This is a genomic window from Tissierella sp. P1 (assembly GCF_002266425.1).
Classification (GTDB): Bacteria; Bacillota; Clostridia; order Tissierellales; family Tissierellaceae; genus Tissierella; species Tissierella carlieri.
Genome location: NZ_NPMN01000021.1, coordinates 41,897 through 61,183, shown reverse-complemented (window position 1 = coordinate 61,183; position 19,287 = coordinate 41,897). Strand labels below are relative to the sequence as shown.

Annotated in this window: 15 protein-coding genes and 2 pseudogenes; all 17 read right to left on the bottom strand. The window is 30.7% G+C overall.

Features of this window, described 5'->3' with window-relative positions; translation table 11 throughout:
- Positions 1–107 precede the first annotated feature (107 nt).
- A pseudogene (gene ftsH / locus CIW83_RS14970) lies at positions 108–1,920 on the bottom strand (ATP-dependent zinc metalloprotease FtsH).
- A gap of 77 nt (positions 1,921–1,997) precedes the next feature.
- A complete protein-coding gene (gene hpt, locus CIW83_RS14965) occupies positions 1,998–2,534 on the bottom strand; it encodes a hypoxanthine phosphoribosyltransferase (RefSeq protein ID WP_094902658.1) in 537 nt (178 codons plus the stop codon).
- Between the two features lie 130 nt (positions 2,535–2,664).
- Positions 2,665–4,047: a tRNA lysidine(34) synthetase TilS gene (gene tilS / locus CIW83_RS14960; RefSeq protein ID WP_094902656.1), complete on the bottom strand. Its 1,383-nt coding sequence runs from the start codon at positions 4,045–4,047 to the stop codon at positions 2,665–2,667.
- Positions 4,048–4,199: 152 nt separating this feature from the next.
- The gene (spoIIE, locus tag CIW83_RS14955; protein WP_094902654.1) at positions 4,200–6,527 is read right to left on the bottom strand and encodes a stage II sporulation protein E; all 2,328 of its coding nucleotides are present in this window, start codon (positions 6,525–6,527) and stop codon (positions 4,200–4,202) included.
- Positions 6,528–6,815: 288 nt separating this feature from the next.
- Complete coding sequence (locus CIW83_RS14950; protein ID WP_094902652.1) at positions 6,816–7,232, bottom strand: S1 RNA-binding domain-containing protein; 417 nt, start codon at positions 7,230–7,232, stop codon at positions 6,816–6,818.
- A 68-nt stretch (positions 7,233–7,300) separates the two neighbouring features.
- Entirely contained in the window at positions 7,301–7,627 is a 327-nt protein-coding gene (locus tag CIW83_RS14945) for a septum formation initiator family protein (protein ID WP_235601354.1), read from the bottom strand.
- A 47-nt stretch (positions 7,628–7,674) separates the two neighbouring features.
- On the bottom strand, positions 7,675–8,142 hold the full coding sequence (yabQ, locus tag CIW83_RS14940; protein WP_094902650.1) for a spore cortex biosynthesis protein YabQ: 468 nt from the start codon (positions 8,140–8,142) through the stop codon (positions 7,675–7,677).
- A 20-nt stretch (positions 8,143–8,162) separates the two neighbouring features.
- On the bottom strand, positions 8,163–8,441 hold the full coding sequence (gene yabP / locus CIW83_RS14935; protein WP_094902648.1) for a sporulation protein YabP: 279 nt from the start codon (positions 8,439–8,441) through the stop codon (positions 8,163–8,165).
- A 66-nt stretch (positions 8,442–8,507) separates the two neighbouring features.
- Positions 8,508–8,749: pseudogene (locus CIW83_RS14930) on the bottom strand (RNA-binding S4 domain-containing protein).
- 43 nt (positions 8,750–8,792) lie between these two features.
- The gene (locus CIW83_RS14925) at positions 8,793–9,071 is read right to left on the bottom strand and encodes an HU family DNA-binding protein (RefSeq protein WP_094902646.1); all 279 of its coding nucleotides are present in this window, start codon (positions 9,069–9,071) and stop codon (positions 8,793–8,795) included.
- An 89-nt stretch (positions 9,072–9,160) separates the two neighbouring features.
- Entirely contained in the window at positions 9,161–10,621 is a 1,461-nt protein-coding gene (gene mazG / locus CIW83_RS14920) for a nucleoside triphosphate pyrophosphohydrolase (protein ID WP_094902644.1), read from the bottom strand.
- 27 nt (positions 10,622–10,648) lie between these two features.
- Complete coding sequence (locus CIW83_RS14915) at positions 10,649–12,295, bottom strand: polysaccharide biosynthesis protein (RefSeq protein ID WP_094902642.1); 1,647 nt, start codon at positions 12,293–12,295, stop codon at positions 10,649–10,651.
- Positions 12,296–12,468: 173 nt separating this feature from the next.
- Positions 12,469–13,020 carry a stage V sporulation protein T gene (spoVT, locus tag CIW83_RS14910; protein ID WP_094902640.1) on the bottom strand — a complete coding sequence of 184 codons (552 nt, stop codon included), beginning with the start codon at positions 13,018–13,020 and terminating at the stop codon, positions 12,469–12,471.
- Between the two features lie 168 nt (positions 13,021–13,188).
- Positions 13,189–14,130: a peptidylprolyl isomerase gene (locus CIW83_RS14905; protein ID WP_158220141.1), complete on the bottom strand. Its 942-nt coding sequence runs from the start codon at positions 14,128–14,130 to the stop codon at positions 13,189–13,191.
- Positions 14,131–14,179: 49 nt separating this feature from the next.
- The gene (mfd, locus tag CIW83_RS14900; protein WP_094902636.1) at positions 14,180–17,698 is read right to left on the bottom strand and encodes a transcription-repair coupling factor; all 3,519 of its coding nucleotides are present in this window, start codon (positions 17,696–17,698) and stop codon (positions 14,180–14,182) included.
- A 35-nt stretch (positions 17,699–17,733) separates the two neighbouring features.
- Positions 17,734–18,315, bottom strand: a complete 582-nt coding sequence (gene pth, locus CIW83_RS14895; protein WP_094902634.1) for an aminoacyl-tRNA hydrolase — start codon at positions 18,313–18,315, stop codon at positions 17,734–17,736.
- Between the two features lie 20 nt (positions 18,316–18,335).
- Positions 18,336–19,283, bottom strand: a complete 948-nt coding sequence (locus tag CIW83_RS14890; protein WP_094902531.1) for a ribose-phosphate pyrophosphokinase — start codon at positions 19,281–19,283, stop codon at positions 18,336–18,338.
- Positions 19,284–19,287 lie beyond the last annotated feature (4 nt).

Genomic DNA, 19,287 nt, shown 5'->3' with positions numbered 1-19,287 from the left:
AGGTGTAAAGTGTTTTTCAGAAAATTGTATAAATTTTGTCACAAATTAATATTTAGTAAATTTGTATATAAAAAATGGGCTCCTCCTAACTGAGGATTGCCCAATTTTTATGCCCCAACAAATAGCTCTTCGAATTCCTTACCATCTATGGTTTCTTTTTCTAGTAAAGTTTCTGCTACTTTATGAAGTTTATGAATATTATCTTTTAATAATTGTTCTGCTTTATTATATGCAGTATCAATTAGTTGTCTCATTTCTTTGTCTATGGCAGCTGCCACATCTTCACTATAATTTCTAGTTCTACCAAAGTCTCTCCCTACAAATACCTCTTCATCATCAGTACCGTAAGTCATAGGTCCAAGTTTATCACTCATACCATAATGAGTAACCATAGATCTAGCAATCTTAGTAGCTCTTTCAATATCATTTTGAGCACCTGTACTTATATCTCCTAGAACTAAAGCCTCTGCTACCCTACCGCCAAGAAGAGTTACAAGTCTTCCTTCCATTTGTTTTTTCGTTAAAAAGCTTCTGTCTTCTTCTGGTATATAGGCAGTAAACCCTCCAGCCATTCCTCTTGGTATAATCGTTACCATATGAACTGGGTCCGTATCAGGAGTAAGCCTAGAGGTAAGCGCATGACCTGCTTCATGATAAGCTGTAAGTTTTCTTTCTTTTTCACTAACAACTTTAGATTTCTTTTCAGGTCCTGCTTGAACTTTTATAGATGCTTCTTCTATCAAATGCATAGGTATAGTTCTTAGCCCAAACCTTGCTGTAAGTAATGCTGCCTCATTTACTAAGTTCTCTAAGTCTGCAGGAGTAAATCCTACTGTTCTCTTAGCAACTACTTGTAAGTCTACATCACTATCTAATGGTTTGTTCTTTGTATGAACCTTTAATATTTCCTCCCTACCTCTTACATCAGGTAATCCTACATAAATTGTTCTATCAAATCTACCTGGACGAAGAAGTGCTGGGTCAAGTATATCAGCTCTATTAGTTGCTGCCATTACAATTATTCCTTCATTAGTCGCAAATCCATCCATCTCAACTAATAGTTGGTTTAGTGTTTGCTCCCTTTCATCATGACCTCCACCAAGTCCTGCTCCTCTTCTTCTACCTACAGCATCAATCTCATCAATAAACACTATACAAGGAGCATTTTTCTTTGCCTGCTCAAATAAATCTCTAACACGACTGGCACCAACACCTACAAACATCTCTACAAAATCAGAACCTGATATAGTAAAGAAAGGCACTCCCGCTTCACCTGCTACAGCTTTAGATAAATAGGTCTTACCTGTTCCAGGAGGTCCAACTAATAATACTCCAGTTGGAATTCTAGCACCAATTTCAATATATTTTCTAGGCGTTCTTAAGAAATCTACTATTTCTTTTAGTTCTTCTTTTTCTTCTTCCAATCCTGCTACATCAGAAAATGTAATTATTTTTCCATCTTCTTCCTTGACCATCCTAGCTCTGGATTTTCCAAAGGACATTACTTTTCCTCCACCACCCTGAGACTGCCTGCATAAATACAAACCAAAATACTGCAAAAACAAGAAGCATTAATATAGTTGGAATCGCACTTACAAACCAAGGAGTTGTAGGTTCTAACTCAGAACTTAGGGTAATTTGTTTACTATCTACTAAGTCCTTTAAATAATCGGAATAAAACGTATATCTCATTTCATCAGGTAATATGGTGGTAAACTGGGTATTATCCTTTAGTTTACCTTGTACTTCTTTACCTATTATCTTGATACTTTCAACTCTACCATTATGCAAATGTCCTACCAATTCAGTTACGTCGATTTTCTTGACCTGTTCTACATCATTTCCAAACGTTGTTACTAGAAACATTATTACAATTACTATTAGTAGGTACACACTAATACCTTTGAAAAATCTTCTCAATACAAGTCCTCCCTCCTCTTATGAGTAGATAATATCTTTTTATTATACCATCATTATATAGTTTTTTCAACCTTGGCCTAACTATATACTTCTTCCTTAAGTGCTGCTACATAAGGTAGATTTCTCCCTATTTCAGAATAATCTAGTCCATATCCTACTACAAATTCATCTGGAATAGCAAAGCCTAAATAATCTACAGATACATCAACTTTTCTTCTCTCTGGTTTATCCAAAAGAGTACAAACTTTAACAGATGCAGCTCCTCTTTTCTTTAAATTGTCTGTTAAATAAGCTAATGTATAGCCAGTATCTATTATGTCCTCTACAATTAGTACATCCTTATTCTCTACACTAAAATCTAAATCCTTTATTATTCTAACTTCACCAGTAGAAGTTGATGATCTTCCATAGCTTGACACAGCCATAAAATCCATACCTATTGGCATCTTTATATTTCTAGCTAAATCTGACATGAAAATAACAGCACCCTTCAATATCCCTACCAAAATTAAATCTTTACCCTTATAGTCCTCCATAATTTGTTTTCCTAGTTCTTTTACCTTCTCTTCAATTTCATCTTCTGTTACTAATACGCTCTTGATTATATTTTCCATTATAATCCTCCTTCTTATGTATTGTTAATTAATTATTAAAAAGGCTTCTATCGAAACATTATAAGGTTGCCTTTTGGGAATCTATGTAGGTCAAGTTCATATTAACATAAATTATAGAGTAAGAACTTTCCTATAGATTATAAGATATAGATAAAATTCTTTTTGTTTTCTTAGTAATTTTATATAAATCATTAATCCTATATCCTACTACCCATAAAATATTTTCATCATCTACTATTAAAGGAATCTTATCTCTTATTTCCTTCGGAACTTTTTCGTCAATAAAATAATCTTTAAGCTTTTTTGTACCTCTCATACCAAATGGCATCAATCTGTCTCCATCTAATCTATTTCTTACAGCTAAGCTCCCTCTAATCATATCAAAATCAAAATATTTAATATTTGTACCCTTATTCATAGTAAAACCATCATTCATAGGAAGAATTTCAATATTAAATGAATACCCTATATCCTCAAGATCATTAAACCCTGGAAATTTTAACCTATATAGATATTTCTTTACCTCTTTTTCAATATCGTTTTTAATTATCAAATCCCCATAACTAATCTTACCAACTATATTATTTGACAAATGAACTTCTTTTCCTGTATCGGAGTTCATAAAAAGATTTATAACTGAAGATATTTGAGTTTCTGTAATTCCCTGTAAAGAACCATTGATTTTTAATATAGAATGCCTTATAACCCTTTGCTGAATACTTCTATGCTCCTGTAATAATTTCTCACCATCTAAAATTATACTATGTTTATCCTGACTTTTCACTATAATATTATATCTTCCCTCAGAAAATTCTTCTAAAAACCTACTATCCATAGAAGAAATTCTAGACATCCTCCAAAGAGTATTTACTATATTAGGATTGAAATTTTCTTCTATATAAGGCATCAACTCTAATCTAATCTTATTTCTACTATAAATAGGTTCTAAATTTGTTTTGTCCAATACGGTTTCTATCTTATTATTATCTATATATGCTTCAATTTCCTTTCTATCTATACCCAGTATTGGTCTAATTATATCTTGAGTTATAAAATCCATACCCTTTAATCCATCAATTCCTGTTCCTCTCAAAAACCTCATAAATAAAGTTTCTGCTTGATCATTCATATTATGAGCTACGGCTATCTTTCCACCGCCTGATTCGGAAAGGATTTCTCTGAAAAATCCATATCGTAATTCTCTTCCAGCTTCTTCAGCTGATATTCCTTCTTCTTTCCCATACTCAATCATATTTACATTCTTAGTATAATAAGGTAAATTAAGTTTTTTGGCAATCTTTTCAACAAATAGTTGATCTGATCTAGCATCCTCACCTCTTACACCATGATTTACATGAGCAACATGTATATTAAAGTTAATTAAACTTCTAATCTCCAGTAAAACATATAGCAGGGCCATAGAATCTGGTCCCCCAGAAACTCCCACCACTATATTATCATTTTCTTCAATCAAATTATACTCCCTAATAGTAAATAATACTTTATTTTTCAAAATAACCACCCTTAATTATAGAACTTAATATGAACTATACCTTTATTATAACCTAATTGTCAACAGAATTTAAGGTTGCATGAATAATATTTATTCTTTGCAACCTTATTTTATAAACCAAAGATATTACCTACTATTTTATATTTACTATTTTATACGTTTTTCCAAACTTTTGTTACTAAAACTGTCATATCATCTCTAGTGTTAGATGCCGTCAATTGAGCTCTTTTTAATATTTCATTGGCTATAGTCTGAGGATTGATACTATTTATATTTATTATGATATCTTTCATCCAAGCTTCTGCATTCTCTATATCTCTATTTGCATCTAATACTCCATCTGACATCATAATAATAATATCTCCATCTTCAACATACTCCTCATAAAGATTGAAATCAATATCTTTTAATATCCCTACAGGTAAAGTCCCAGAATTAATTATTTCAACTCTATCCTTCTTTTTTATAAAAGTTGCAGGTGCCCCTGTTTTTATCATCTGTAATTTACCTAGATACAAGTCTATAAAAGAAATATCTAAAGTGGCAAACATTTCTTCGTTAGATTTTGCTCTTAGAACAGAATTTATTGTCTTCAGTATTATATCTTTATCTACATTTGCTTCCATCAACCTTTCTAAAAGGGAAATCGCCACTTTACTTTCTTCATTGGCTCTTCTTCCAATACCCATTCCATCACTTAATGCTGAATAATGAGTGTTTTCAATTTCTCCAAAAGTAAAGCTATCTCCCGATATTTTATTCTCTGAATTAGACAAAACTGCCATTTTAGTCATAGCACTAAATCTATTAGATCTTAAAAGTTTAAACCTTTGCCTTCTGTTAGATATACTATTAAAACTAGAATCACTTATCACTGGAAAATCCAAGCTTTGAGATATCATCGCTTTTAATTTATTATCATTTCTTACTGGTGTATTTAAATCTATAAATATCTCGAAATCTTCTTCTCCTATTTGTACTACAGATACATCTTTAATATCTATCCTATTATTTTTTAAGTCTTTATATAAATTCTCTTCTATTTCTTTATTAAATGTAGGATTTGTATAAATATCTGTAGTTATATTTTGTATTACCTTACCAACCCCATCTAATTGCTCTGATAATAAAATCCTGTTTTCCCTTAATTTCAATTCCCAGTTATGGTTTAGTTTAAGTCTTTCTACAGCTCTATCTACAGCCTCTATTATTTCTCCATGTCTGATACAAAACTTCCTTGTTTCTGAATCAACAGCTTCATTGTCAGTACTTTTTATTTCTGCAAGGGCTACTAGGTTAAAAAAATTCTGATAAGTACTGTAATAATTTCTCTCCCAACAACTTTCATATTTGGAACAGCCTGTACATATACAATTCGCTATGCCGTCCACCATGCTATATACCTCTCCTGTAGAGTGAAACTCTCTTTCCTCTGCAGATTCTTTAAATGTAGCACTTAAGTTATTAAATAATTCAATCATTCTATTCAGCTTTTTAACTACAATTTCATCTCTCTTCTGAGCATAATCTTTCTTAAACTCTAAATCCATATTAAATATCTCTGATACTTTTATGCCTATTTTATCTACACTCATTAAAAAGAATAATGTTGCTATTATTATTTCCTTAAAATTAAGAAAAGACGTTCCTAATCCGTTTATATAAAAAGAAATAATTCCATTTCCAAGTAAAAATCCTAATGCTGACCCAAAACTTCCTAGGTCTTTAAATATGCCTGATAATAATCCTGCAATTCCAAATATTCCTATAATAAAAGGCATTTCTGGATGGGATATATAGGCTACCATACCCAGAATTATTCCTGTAGTTCCGCCAAAAAATGCTCCATAGCTATAGGATAAATATAATATTATGACTATACTAACTAAGTTTTTGATTGCAATGCCTAATATCATAGTATTTTTAATTCCTGCTAATGCTAGTGCCAATGTTATAAAGGAACAAATTGTTTTTTCATTATTTAAAATTGCTCCACCAGTTCTTTCTATAGGAAGACTAAAAGAAAAAATATAGGTCATAGTAAAGACAATTATTCCTTCAAACAAGGCTAAAAATAGATCATAAATAAAAATTGTATTCCCTAATACAACCCCAAGAACTCTGCAACTAGTAAATATTAAAGCTGCCACCAAGGATGCTTTTAATAAGGAATAGGATTTTTCTTCCTTTAACAGAGCAAAAAAGATATAAATCAAAAGGTAAGCCAATATATAACTTACTCCTTTTGCTCCCTGTATCGTTAAGGTTCCAACTAGCACTGATAGTAATATGTGAATATTCAAGCTCTTCATTATTATATAAGCAGATAAAAATGCAAATCCAAAAGGAGTAAGCTTATTAAGTATATTTGCTCGAGCTAGAAAAAATCCCATAATCATTGTTATGATTATACCTTTATCCATCCTAAGTCCTAAATCGTACCAAGATCTTTTAGCAGTTAAAGAATCAGTCCTCATCATAAAAATCACTCCCGTTATTTGTATTTAATTCAATACTAGCAAAATAAGTATTAATAATTTGTCAAATCACAGTATGTACTTTTAAGAAATTTCAGACATAAAACATGGCTATATCCTATAACCTTAAGTTTCCTAAGTAAATCTTAATATTATTTACTTTAACTCCTAAGTATTGTATTTTCAATGTTTATAACTGTAAGCACCTGCTTTTATATTAAATGTATAATTTTGTAGTTTTATTGTAGTAAAGAGCAAATCAAAAAATAAAAAAACCGGATTTAACCGGTTTTATGAATCTATTCCACTCATTTTCTTTTGTTTAATACTACTTCTTCTATTATCTCTTGTTTTTAATTGATCTTGTTTCTCATTACTATCTTTCAAAAATTTACTAATCTTGTCTTCGAAAGACATATACTTTTGTTTGTCATCTGGTTTATTCCACTCAATCTCAACTGGCTTTGTAGTTTTAGGCTTTGCTTGTCTTATGGAAAGGCTAATTTTGCCTTCATTTGAAATTGACAGAATCTTAACCTTAACTTTTTGATCTTTTTTTAAATGATCACTTACTTTTTCCACGTAATCTTGTGATATCTCTGAAATATGAACAAGTCCACTTTTCCCTTCTGGTAGTTGAATAAAGGCTCCAAAGTTTGTTATCCCTGTTACAGTGCCATCAACTACTTCTCCTACGGATACCGGCATAAATTAATGATTCCTCCTTAAAAATAATTTTCTTAGTTTAGTATATATTAGAAATCTTTCAATGTCAATTAGTTCTGGTTCTTTATAACACTTAAGAAAGGATTTTTCTTTTTATTTTTATCAATATAAATTATTTCCCTTGGTTTTACCATTCCTAAATCGTCTCTTGCTACCTTTTCCACAAATTGCAAGCTATCACTATTTTCAATTTCTTTATTTAAATTCTCTATATCTTTTTCTAAAGCTTGAACTTCAGATGCAATCTCTTGTTTTTTAAATTCTAAATTCTTCATCAAATTCCTTTGATTCCAAAATATAACTCCCACATATATAAATAAAAACCAAACTGCTATATGCATTAGTTTTATTTTTTTCTTCTTTCGATTTTTTTTCACACTATCACCACCTATATATACTATTCTACAAAAATTTAAAAAATCCTCTATTTTTTTGTAGAAATTATTTTTTTATATTTTTTTGTTTGTCTTATGATTTCTATCGGAACTTTTTTTATTTTTTTTAGAACTGGAGACGACTTACTTTTCAAAAATTTAAAAGGATATAAGATTAAAGATATAATTCCCATTGTAGTTTTTTTTATGACTCCTCCTATCTTAATACAAATTGTATAAATAAACTTACTAAATATCTTGTAATATACAAAAATACCTAAAATAAATCCAAGTATAATATATCCCCTAATCTCTCCCCAGTTAATTTTTATAAGAACATAAAAAGATACGGAAGCAATTACTGTCCAAAGTAAAAGATCACCTAGGTAAGTAATAAATTTACTAGGCTTAGAAAAATACCTGATTGTCCTATATATATCATAAATAAACCCAGCTATCAATCCTCCGTAAATAGCAGTAAAGAACATATGTATTTCTAATATTAATGAAGTATCCATTTTCTTCTCCTTAAATAGATTTATTTGAATATCTTACCCATTATATTCTTTGGTGTTGCATCCTTAGTCATATAGTTTACTCCATTAATTTTTCCCTCTATTTTCACACTGCCATCATCCAAATTTAGTTTAGATATATTTAGACCCTCTCCCTTTATGGTCATTCCTCCCTTTACAGTTGTTAATACGATCGTATTATCATTAAAACTTTCCACCTGCTCTACACCTGTTACTGTCATCCTATCCCTATCTTCAATTACTATATTTTGATTTCTAAATTTAATTTTGTTTTCAGTCATTCTTATCCCCTCCATTTTCTTGACTACTAATATTTATGAAAAAAAAAGACTTTTATTACAAAGTCTTTATCCTATCTTCTTATATAATTCTAATGCATTATCTTTTCTTACATTATCTGATATATCTAAAACTTGAATCTTCATAGATTCATTCCCAAAGGTAATATTAATTATATCACCAACCTTAACTTCATCTCCAGGTTTAGCCTGTTTTTCATTTATGGATACTCTACCTGTTCACATGCTTCCTTGGCTATAGTTCTTCTTTTTATAATTCTTGCATTCTTTAGAAATTTATCAATTCTCATATTAATCCTCCTGATAAAAAATCAGGTCAGAGACCTGATTTTATTATTTATTTACTATTTCTTTTAAAGCCTTTCCTGCTTTAAATACTGGTGCTTTTGAAGCTGCTATTTTAATTACTTCTTCTGGATTTCTAGGGTTTCTACCTTCTCTAGCTTTTCTTTCTCTTACTTCAAAAGTACCAAAACCAACAAGTTGTACTTTTTCTCCTTTTGCTAATGTTTCTTCTACTGCTTTCATAAATGCGTTTAATGCACCTTCTGCATCCTTTTTAGTTAAGTTACTTTTCTCTGCTATACTCGCCACTAATTCAGCTTTGTTCATAATAATTTCCTCCTCATAGTTTTATTGTTTAATTAGTAATTCTATATAAATTTAAAAAATCCTTCTTTTATTATATAATTGTTAGCATTTTAATGGATTTTATGTATTTTTGCTTGATTCCATAATTCATCCATTTCATCTAAGGTCATTTCTTCGAATTTTTTGCCAAGTTCTCCTAGTTTTTCCTCCATAAATTCAAATCGCTTAATAAACTTATTTATAGTTCTATTTAAAGCCACTTCTGGATTTACTTTTAAAAATCTAGAAAGATTAACTATTGCAAAAAGTAAATCTCCTAACTCCTCCTCTGTTCTTTCATCACCCCCTCCAAATTTTTCCATAGCTTCTAAGACCTCTTGATACTCTTCAATTACTTTATTTAATGGTCCATCTATATTGTCCCAATCAAATCCAATTTCTGCTGCCTTTTCTTGAATTTTAAAACTGGTCATGAGAGCTGGTAGCTTTGGTATATCTTTTAGTTTATCTGTGAAACTATGGATATCCCTTTTAGCATATTTTAGCATATTCCAATTATATACTACTTCTTCAGAGTTTTCCACACTTTTTTGAGAAAAAACGTGTGGATGTCTATAAATTAATTTATTTGCAAGTGATGATGTTACATCATATAGACTAAACTCCCCTTCTTCAAATGCAATTTGCGAATGAAATATAACTTGAAGCAGTAAATCACCTAATTCTTCCATAAGTCCATCAATATCATTTTTATCAATTGCATCAACTACTTCATAAGCTTCTTCAATTACCGATTGGCGTATAGATTCATGAGTTTGCTCCATATCCCAAGGGCAGCCATTTTCAGATCTCAATATTTTCATTATACCCAATAAATCATTGAAATCAAATACTTTCTTATGCTTTTTGTCTATTTTTGGGACGAATATACTAGTTAGAGGCCCAACTTCTTCAAATCTATCCAATTCATAGATAGGTACAAGATGCTTTTTCTCTTTTTCCTTCACTCCAGCACTATTGACTAAATAGACTTTATACTCATCACCATAAATCTCTGATAGTATAATCTTAACTTCAGATATTATTCTATAATTATACACTTGTGTGATTATCATGTCTACATTAATATCTACTATTAATCCATTAAATTCTGCACCATCTACTATTTTAAGACCATTGATTGGATCCCTTCCTACTAACTCAATCATAGGTTCAATAAAGCTCATGCCAGATATTACTTCTATATCTACCTCTCTCTCCATTAAAAGCTCTACAGTTTTCTCTGCAACTAAAGGATTCCCAGGTACCAAGTAATTTATACTTGAATTTTTCTTGGATTCTTCAATTAAATCTTCAGCTATCCTCTCATATACCTGTCCAAAACTATCTTTAGTATCATATAAAAAATCATATGATTGATAAGGAATATTTTTATCTACAAAATATTTAACAGTAGGATGTTTTTCTGTTCTTAAAAAATTTTTATCTCCTGCATTTATTCTATCTACTGCTCCTAACGTAAGAGAGTCAATGCTTCCAGGCCCTAAGCCTATTATATATATTTTACCCATAACTCTTCTCCTTTGTATATGCCTTAACTATTTAATTAATTTAAATTTTTCTAATTTTTTTCCTATTTTATCACCTTTAGGTAATAAACTCCAGTCCTCTTCAGTAATAGAACCTGTTAGAACTAAGAGTACCACATAAACTATAACACCAACTAAGACTGCACCTAGTGTAGAAAGTTTCTCTAGTCTGGTTATCATTTCATTTGCAACATTTATTTTAGCTACAATATTAATTAATCCCATATAAGAGATAAATGCTGCTATTGCCATTCCTAATGATGCAATAAATGGCTTAATGAATATATCCTTAATATTTAATCTTATCTTAGCATATTTTACTACACTAATTAAATCTAAAATAGCTGCAATCCCAAAAGCCACAACAGTAGAGATAGCTGCACCATAAATATTTATGCTCGGTATAACAGTTAAAGTATATGAAAGAAAGATTTTAACCACTGCTCCAACAAATAAATTAATTGCTGGTACACCAGGCCTGCCTAGACCTTGTAATATAGCAGATAGTGCTTGAACCATTGTCAGAAATATTACACTAAAAGCTAAAATAGATAAAGAATTACTAACATTAATTATAGTTGCCACATCATTCTTATAATATAACAATTCTATTATAGGTCTTGCTAGTACAAATAATCCTAATGTACATGGCAATCCTATTAATAGAGTAATCCTTATCCCTGAAGCAATGGTAGATTCCATCTCCTTCTTATTTTTTCTGGCATTTGCATCAGATACAGCAGGTACTAAGCTCATTGATATGGCTATAGAAAATACTTGAGGTAGATTGATTAATGTCTGTGCCATTCCCTTTAAGTTTCCATATAAACCATTTGCTTCTGCCTCTGTATATCCGATAATTTGAAGTCTTGTAAGTACTAGTTCTAAATCTATATAATCCATAATAGGCACAATAGAAGCACCTATTGTAATTGGAATAGCTATTATAAGAAGGTCCTTTATAATTTGATTTATCTCATACTCATCAGTATCTATGCTGCTCTTTAATTCTTTTTTAATTTCTTTTCTTCCATAAAAATAAATAAGTGCCATAGTAGCAGCTCCTGCTATAGCTCCTGCAGATCCTCCAAATGATGCTCCACCTGCTGCCATGGGAATTCCTTTATCTAATAACAAATATGTTAATGTTAATCCTGCCCCTACTCTAAATAACTGCTCAACTATTTGAGATAAGGCCGTTGGTACCATTAGTTGTCTTCCTTGAAAAAATCCTCTGAAAGCCGACATAATTGGTACGAAAAATAAAGCTGGTACTAGTGCAATTAAGGCATAATAGGCATTTTTATTTCCAAGTCTATCTACTATACTTTCTGCTCTAAAAAACAAGAATAAAGAAGTCAATAATCCTCCTATTGTTAATCCTAAGAGGGTTACCTTAAAAACCTTATATGCGGCCTTAAAATCTCCTACTGCTCTTTTCTCTGATACTAATTTAGCTATGGCTATAGGGAATCCTGCTGTAGATATAGTAAGCAATAGTGTGTACAAAGGATAGGCTGTTTGATAATATCCCATACCCTCTGACTTTATTATATTTGATAATGGTATTCTATAAACTGCACCTAAAATCTTTACAATTACTCCAGCTATACTTAAAATAGCCGCTCCCCTCAAGAAGTTATTTTTCTTAGTCATGAAATTTCCCCCTAAAACATAATCTTTTATATTATATCATTTAATTTAATAAAATAACACAAGTAAAAAAGGCTTCTATCAACTGTTATTAAGATAGCCTTTTTTGAAATTCATTTAAAGTAAAATTTTTCTATTCGATATAAAAAATAAACCTACCCCTATGGGTAGGTCTACTAATTTTCCATTTGCTTAGATAAAAATCCTGCTGCTGTTTCTGTCAACTTTATTTCTAGTTCACCCATAACTGCATTTGATTCTTTCGATATTAATATCACAGAGCCAATAGGATCACCTTGCATAATTATAGGTGCAATAACTTGTGATGTGTACTTATCCTGATTAGGGTCCTCATATGTTATTTTCATAGGTTTATTATCATCATTAGTTGAATAAGTACTTCTGTTTTCTGTTAACTTCTCTAACTCTGGGCTAATTCTTTTCTCTAAGTATTCTCTTTTAGAGCCTCCAGATATAGCTATTATAAAATCCCTATCTGATATCATAGCCGTATGATTTGTACTTTCATGAAGAGAATCACAATACTCTTGAGCAAACTCATTTAATTCTCCAATAGGAGAATATTTCTTAAGTATAACCTGACCTTCTCTATCGGTGAATATCTCTAGAGGATCTCCTTCTCTGATTCTCAAGGTTCTTCTTATTTCTTTCGGAATTACAACTCTACCTAATTCATCTATTCTTCTAACAATTCCTGTAGCCTTCATTAGTTAACCTCCTATAACAATAATTGTGTAGTGAGATTATTATTTAACTAAAAGGAAATTTTTATACATCTTTGTAAGATTAGGTTAAAGTATTTACATTAATTAACTTAAAGTTAAAAATATAGACCTGACATAATGTCAGGTCCTTTGATATTAATATCTCTTTTATTATTTAGTTTTAATATCTAAATAAATCTTAATCTTAGCATTATCTCTCAATTTTTGAATTTTTTCTAGATATTTATTATCTTTTAATAATCCAATTATATCATCCTTTAATGCTTCATAAGTATCCTTTTTATCTTCAACATGAATAATATGATAACCTACTTCAGTATGAACTAAATCACTGGTTTCTCCAGGATTTAAAGCAAAAGCAGCTTCTTCAAATTCAGCAATCATATCTCCCTTACCAAAGTAGTTTAGACTTCCACCTTCTAAAGCAGATGCCTTATCAATAGATACCTCTTCTGCGAGTTTCCCAAAATCTTCTCCTGCTTTAAGTTTCTCTAATACTTTCTTACCCTCATCTTCAGTCTTAACTAAAATATGAGATGCTTTTACTACAACTAAATTTTCTTTATTATCATCAAAATACTTTTTAGCTTCTTTTTCATCTATAGAAGTACTATCTATAAAAGCTTCTCTATGTTTATTAAATAGTAACTCTTTTCTTAGATTTTCTTCAAAAAATTCTTTTGATAACTGATTGCTTTTTAAAAATTCATCAAACTTTTCTTGTCCTTCCATAAGGGTAATATATTCTTCCATTTGCTTCTGAATTTCCTCTGAAGTAACTTCTATATCCATATCCTTGGCTTCTTTTGCCACAAGTCTTTCCATTATTAATTTTTCAATTATATTTTCTTTAAGGCTTTCCCCTAAGGTCCTACCATCTTCTCCAACCTGAGTCATAGCATCTTCACCAAGCTGTTGCTCATATATCCTTTTAAATACTTGAAAATCACTTTCAAATTCTTCTACTGTGATTCCTTCTCCATCTACTCTTGCAACAAGACCTTCTTCTTTACTATTACATCCACTTACAGTTAAAATAAGTGCTAATAATAATCCTATTATTAAAAATCTTTTACTTCTCGTTTTGTTCAATACTAACATCCTTTCTAAGTCTATTTATTAAATCTGCATCCATTATCTATTATATATTATTTTTTCCATGATTAAAACCATTAATTTTTTCAACCAAAGATTTTAGCTCATCTAAAATTTTATCCTTTGACCTGAATTTAAAGGATGGTTCAGTAGATAAATCAAATGATAATCTTCTTCCATATTCAGTAGATAAGAGGTGCAACAGCTCAACTGATATATTTTCTGTAGAACTAAACTCTAAGATAACCTCTTTATCTATTTGGATTATATTTCTAATATTATTTTTACTTCCTAAATATCTAATGTAAGAAATATCCATCAGATTTTCAACTTCCTTAGGTAAATCTCCAAATCTATCAATTAGCTCATCCAGTAATTCCCTATAGTCATCCATATTAGAAATAGAAGCAATTTTTTTGTACACTTCTATCTTCTGTTCTTCATCTTCAATATACCTAGACTTAATATACCCATCTACTTTTATATCAACTGTAGTATCTATATGTTCTTCGACTTTCTCACCCTTCAGTCTTCTAATAGCCTCATTTAAGAACTTTACATATAAATCATATCCTATGGCCTCAATATGACCATGCTGTTCTAAACCTAGAAGATTTCCTGCACCTCTTATTTCCAAGTCTCTCATAGCTATTTTGAAACCTGAACCAAATTCTGTAAATTCCTTTATAGCTCTAAGTCTTTTTTCTGCTACCTCTGATAACACTTTATTTTTCTCATAGGTAAAATATCCATAGGCTATCCTGTTAGACCTTCCTACCCTTCCTCTAAGTTGGTATAATTGAGATAGTCCCATCTTATCAGCATCATGGATTATTATAGTATTTACATTTGGAATATCTAATCCTGTTTCAATAATAGTAGTACATACTAGAACGTCCACTTCTTTTTCTAAAAAGTCGACCATTACCTTCTCTAATTCTCGCTCACTCATTTGACCATGCCCTATGGAGAATTTTGCTTCTGGTACTAATTTTCTAAGCATAGAAGTAATCTTATCTATAGTCTCAACCCTATTATACACAAAATAAACCTGTCCTCCACGACCAACTTCCTTTAGTATCGCATCTCTAATCATTTGTTCATTAAATTCAACAACATAGGTTTGTACGGGATACCTTTCCTCTGGAGGATCTTCAATAACAGACATATCTCTAATGCCTGACAAGGACATATGTAATGTCCTAGGTATAGGTGTAGCTGTAAGAGTAAGTACATCCACTGTTTCTTTAAATTTTTTAAGCGCCTCTTTATGCTTTACGCCAAATCTCTGTTCTTCATCTATTATTAATAAACCTAAATCACTAAAAGAAACATCTTTAGATAATAATCTATGAGTACCTACTACAATATCAACAACACCTCTTCTAATGCTATCAATTGCAAGTTTTTGTTCTGCTTTAGTCCTGAACCTGCTAAGGGTAGCTATTTTAACGGGAAAATTGGCAAATCTCTCCATTATTGTATTATAATGCTGTTGTGCAAGAATAGTAGTAGGTACTAGAAAAGCTACTTGTTTTCCATCCATGACAGCTTTAAATGCTGCTCTTAAAGCCACTTCCGTTTTCCCATATCCAACATCACCACAAAGAAGTCTATCCATTGGTTTTGGTCTTTCCATATCCTTCTTGATTTCTATAATACTCCTAGACTGTCCTTCTGTCTCTTCATAAGGGAATAAATCTTCAAATTGTCGTTGCCATTCACCATCTTTAGAAAAAACAAATCCCCTATAACTTTCTCTCTTTGCATATAACTCTAATAAATCATGAGCCATATCTTCTACAGCCTTCTTAGCTTTTTCCTTAGTCCTAGCCCATTCTGAACTAGATAATTTATTCACTTTTGGTTTTATGCTATCCGATCCGATATACTTCTGGATTAAATGCATTTGATCTATAGGTACATATAGCTTATCTTCGCCTTTATATCTTATAGTAAGATAATCTTTCTTTATTCCTTGTATATTTAACTGCTCTACACCTTCATATCTGCCTATCCCATGGTTTTCATGTACTACATAATCGCCAACATTCAAATCAGAAAAGCTAATAGATTTGCTAGGATCTTTTTTCCTCAATTTCCCTGTCTTTTTCTTTCCCGCACCAAATATTTCTTTATCACTAATAACAATAAGCTTTAAAGCTGGATATTGGAATCCTCCATGAATACTACCAGGTGTAATAAAAACTTGTGAGGACTTAATCTCAGCATTTTTATCTATCATAAAGTTTGATTCTATACCCAGTTCCAATAATGTTTTATAAAGCCTTCTACCTCTTTCTTCTGTTCCTGAAAGTATAATGATTTTATATCCTCTATATTTAAAATGATCTATATCCTCTTTTAAAATATCCATCTTATTATGATAAGATTGCATTCCTTTCACTGAGAAATTATGAATTACTTTAGGTTTAAAACTATTATCTCCACTTAAAAGTGCACTATTTGTGATACATGTTCTTTTCTTTATTTCTTCTAATAGTTCATTATAACTATAAAGAATATTGGCATGTGAAGGTAAGACCTCTCCAACTTCATAGAGGTCTGTAAACTTTAGATTAAAATCACTTCCAGCACTTTTTACACTTTCTTCTATTCTTTTAGGCTCGTCTATATAAATTATTGCGTCTTCTTTTAAATAACTAATTATAGATGACAGATATTCTTTTGGTATATAAGGAATTATCATATCCATATTAGATATAAATAACTTTTCAGTTAAATGCTCCTTATACTTATTAAACTTACTTTCTAAGTTTTCCTTTTCTATTACACTAATCTTTGACTTAGATAAAGATTTAATTAAATCTTTATCTAAATTGTTAATTATATTCTCCCTATATTCATCTAATATCAAAGTTTCTTTTACTGGAAATATGAAGGTATAATCGAGGACTTCAATAGATCTTTGATTAGTAATATCAAAGGTTCTTATAGAATCAATTTCCTCATCAAACAATTCAATTCTAATAGGGTTCCCGCTATATGGCGGAAAGAAATCCATAATTCCCCCCCTTAGGCTAAACTGTCCTATACCTTCCACCATATTTACTCTTTCATATCCACCATCTGTCAACAGCTTAATTAAATCATCTAAGTTTATTTCTTCTCCTAATCTCAGCTCCTGAGAATAGGACTTCAAAACATCTCTAGACATAAGCTTATGAAATATAGCTTCTATAGAGGTAACTAATAATAAATCTTCACCTTTTACAAGTCTAGATACAATCCCAAGCCTTTCATTGGTACTTTCATAGCTGAAGGCATCTACTTCATAGAAAACTAATTCCCTTTTTGGAAGCAGAAATACATTATTATTTCCTAAATTTCTTATATCTTCATAAATCTTTCTACTTCTTACCTCATTGTAAGTTACCAATAGTGTTTGCCTTTTAGTATGCTCCATTAGGGCATAGAGAATATGTCCTATACTTTCATCAATAATACCATAAGTAGCTATAGGACTATTCTTCTTTTCTATATCTGTCTTCAGCTTATTATAAACATCTAAGTTATTTAGCGGATCTACTAAAAAATTCAGCATACCTTCACTCCTTCGGAAAAGACCATAGCCCAGGTCTAATCCTGGGCTCTATTTCCTTTAGTATTGAATTCATTCATTGCTTGCTCTATACCATGTTTTATAATTGCTTCTACTGATTCGGCTCCAGTTAAAATAGATATTTCAATAACTTCCCTTTCTTCTTTTGGAAATCTACTTAAAACGAAATTTGCTAAATCTTGATTTTCATGTTTCTTCCCAATGCCTATTTTGACCCTAGGAAAATCATCTCTTTGAAGTAGGTATATTATAGATTTTAATCCATTATGAGATCCAGCACTTCCCCTTCTCTTTATTCTTACTGCAGCAAAATCAATATCAATATCATCAACTATAACTATAATATTATCAATAGGAACTTTATAAAAATTATATATATCTCTAACAGTAATTCCACTATTATTCATATAAGTTTGTGGCTTTACAAGAAGAACCTTTTCACTACCAATTATTCCTTCTCCATAAACTGATTTAAATTTTATTTTATTAATTTTAATATTATTCCTCTCTGCTAATAAATCTATTGTATCAAACCCTATGTTATGTCTTGTATTAGTATATTCCTTTCCAGGATTTCCTAAACCTACTACAACAAACAAAAAATCATCTCCTGTTTATTCTATTCAAATAATTTGCTTACAGATTCATTATCATGAATTCTTCTTATAGCTTCAGCAAATAATGGTGCAACAGATACCACTTCGATTTTTTCAATCCTCTTTTCTCCTGGAATAGGTATTGTATCTGTAATAATAAATTTCTCTAATTCAGAATCTCTTATTCTTTCTATAGCTGGACCTGATAATACACCATGAGTAGCACAACCATAAACCTTCTTTGCTCCAAAGTTTTTAAGTACACTGGCTGCCTTAGCTATAGTTCCTGCCGTATCAATAATATCATCAATTAATATAACATTCTTACCATTGATATCTCCTATAACATTCATAACCTCTGAAACATTTGCTTTAGGTCTTCTTTTTTCTATTATAGCTATTGGAAGATCTAATAAATTAGCAAAAGCCCTAGCTCTAGTTACACCACCTAAGTCAGGAGAAACTACAACTGTTTCTTCATCCACAATATCCTTAAAATATTCTGCTAGTATGGATACGCCTGAAAGGTGATCAACTGGAATATCAAAATATCCTTGAATCTGTGCAGCATGTAAATCCATGCTTATTACTCTGTCTGCACCAGCTGTAGTAAATAAATTTGCTACTAGCTTTGCTGTTATTGGTTCTCTAGCCTTAGTCTTTCTATCTTGTCTAGCATATCCATAATATGGAATTACAGCATTTACCCTACCTGCAGATGCTCTTTTTACCGCATCTATAAGTATTAAAGTTTCCATTAAGTTATCATTCACAGGAGTACAAGTTGGCTGTACTATAAAAACATCTATCCCTCTAACAGTCTCACTGATGTTTACATTTATTTCTCCATCACTAAATTGACTAACATCACATGTTCCAAGTGGTATGCCCAGTTCTTTACAGATTTTTTCTGCTAGCTCTCTGTTTGCATTACCTGAAAAAACTTTCATTCCGCCCATACATAAATTCATTTTT

Excerpts from the sequence above, each read along its gene's own strand:
- hpt (WP_094902658.1), bottom strand. The coding sequence starts at position 2,534 with ATGGAAAATATAATCAAGAGCGTATTAGTAACAGAAGATGAAATTGAA.
- spoIIE (WP_094902654.1), bottom strand. The coding sequence starts at position 6,527 with ATGATGAGGACTGATTCTTTAACTGCTAAAAGATCTTGGTACGATTTA.
- CIW83_RS14950 (WP_094902652.1), bottom strand. The coding sequence starts at position 7,232 with ATGCCGGTATCCGTAGGAGAAGTAGTTGATGGCACTGTAACAGGGATA.
- yabQ (WP_094902650.1), bottom strand. The coding sequence starts at position 8,142 with ATGGATACTTCATTAATATTAGAAATACATATGTTCTTTACTGCTATT.
- yabP (WP_094902648.1), bottom strand. The coding sequence starts at position 8,441 with ATGACTGAAAACAAAATTAAATTTAGAAATCAAAATATAGTAATTGAA.
- CIW83_RS14925 (WP_094902646.1), bottom strand. The coding sequence starts at position 9,071 with ATGAACAAAGCTGAATTAGTGGCGAGTATAGCAGAGAAAAGTAACTTA.
- mazG (WP_094902644.1), bottom strand. The coding sequence starts at position 10,621 with ATGGGTAAAATATATATAATAGGCTTAGGGCCTGGAAGCATTGACTCT.
- CIW83_RS14915 (WP_094902642.1), bottom strand. The coding sequence starts at position 12,295 with ATGACTAAGAAAAATAACTTCTTGAGGGGAGCGGCTATTTTAAGTATA.
- spoVT (WP_094902640.1), bottom strand. The coding sequence starts at position 13,020 with ATGAAGGCTACAGGAATTGTTAGAAGAATAGATGAATTAGGTAGAGTT.
- mfd (WP_094902636.1), bottom strand. The coding sequence starts at position 17,698 with ATGCTGAATTTTTTAGTAGATCCGCTAAATAACTTAGATGTTTATAAT.
- CIW83_RS14890 (WP_094902531.1), bottom strand. The coding sequence starts at position 19,283 with ATGAATTTATGTATGGGCGGAATGAAAGTTTTTTCAGGTAATGCAAAC.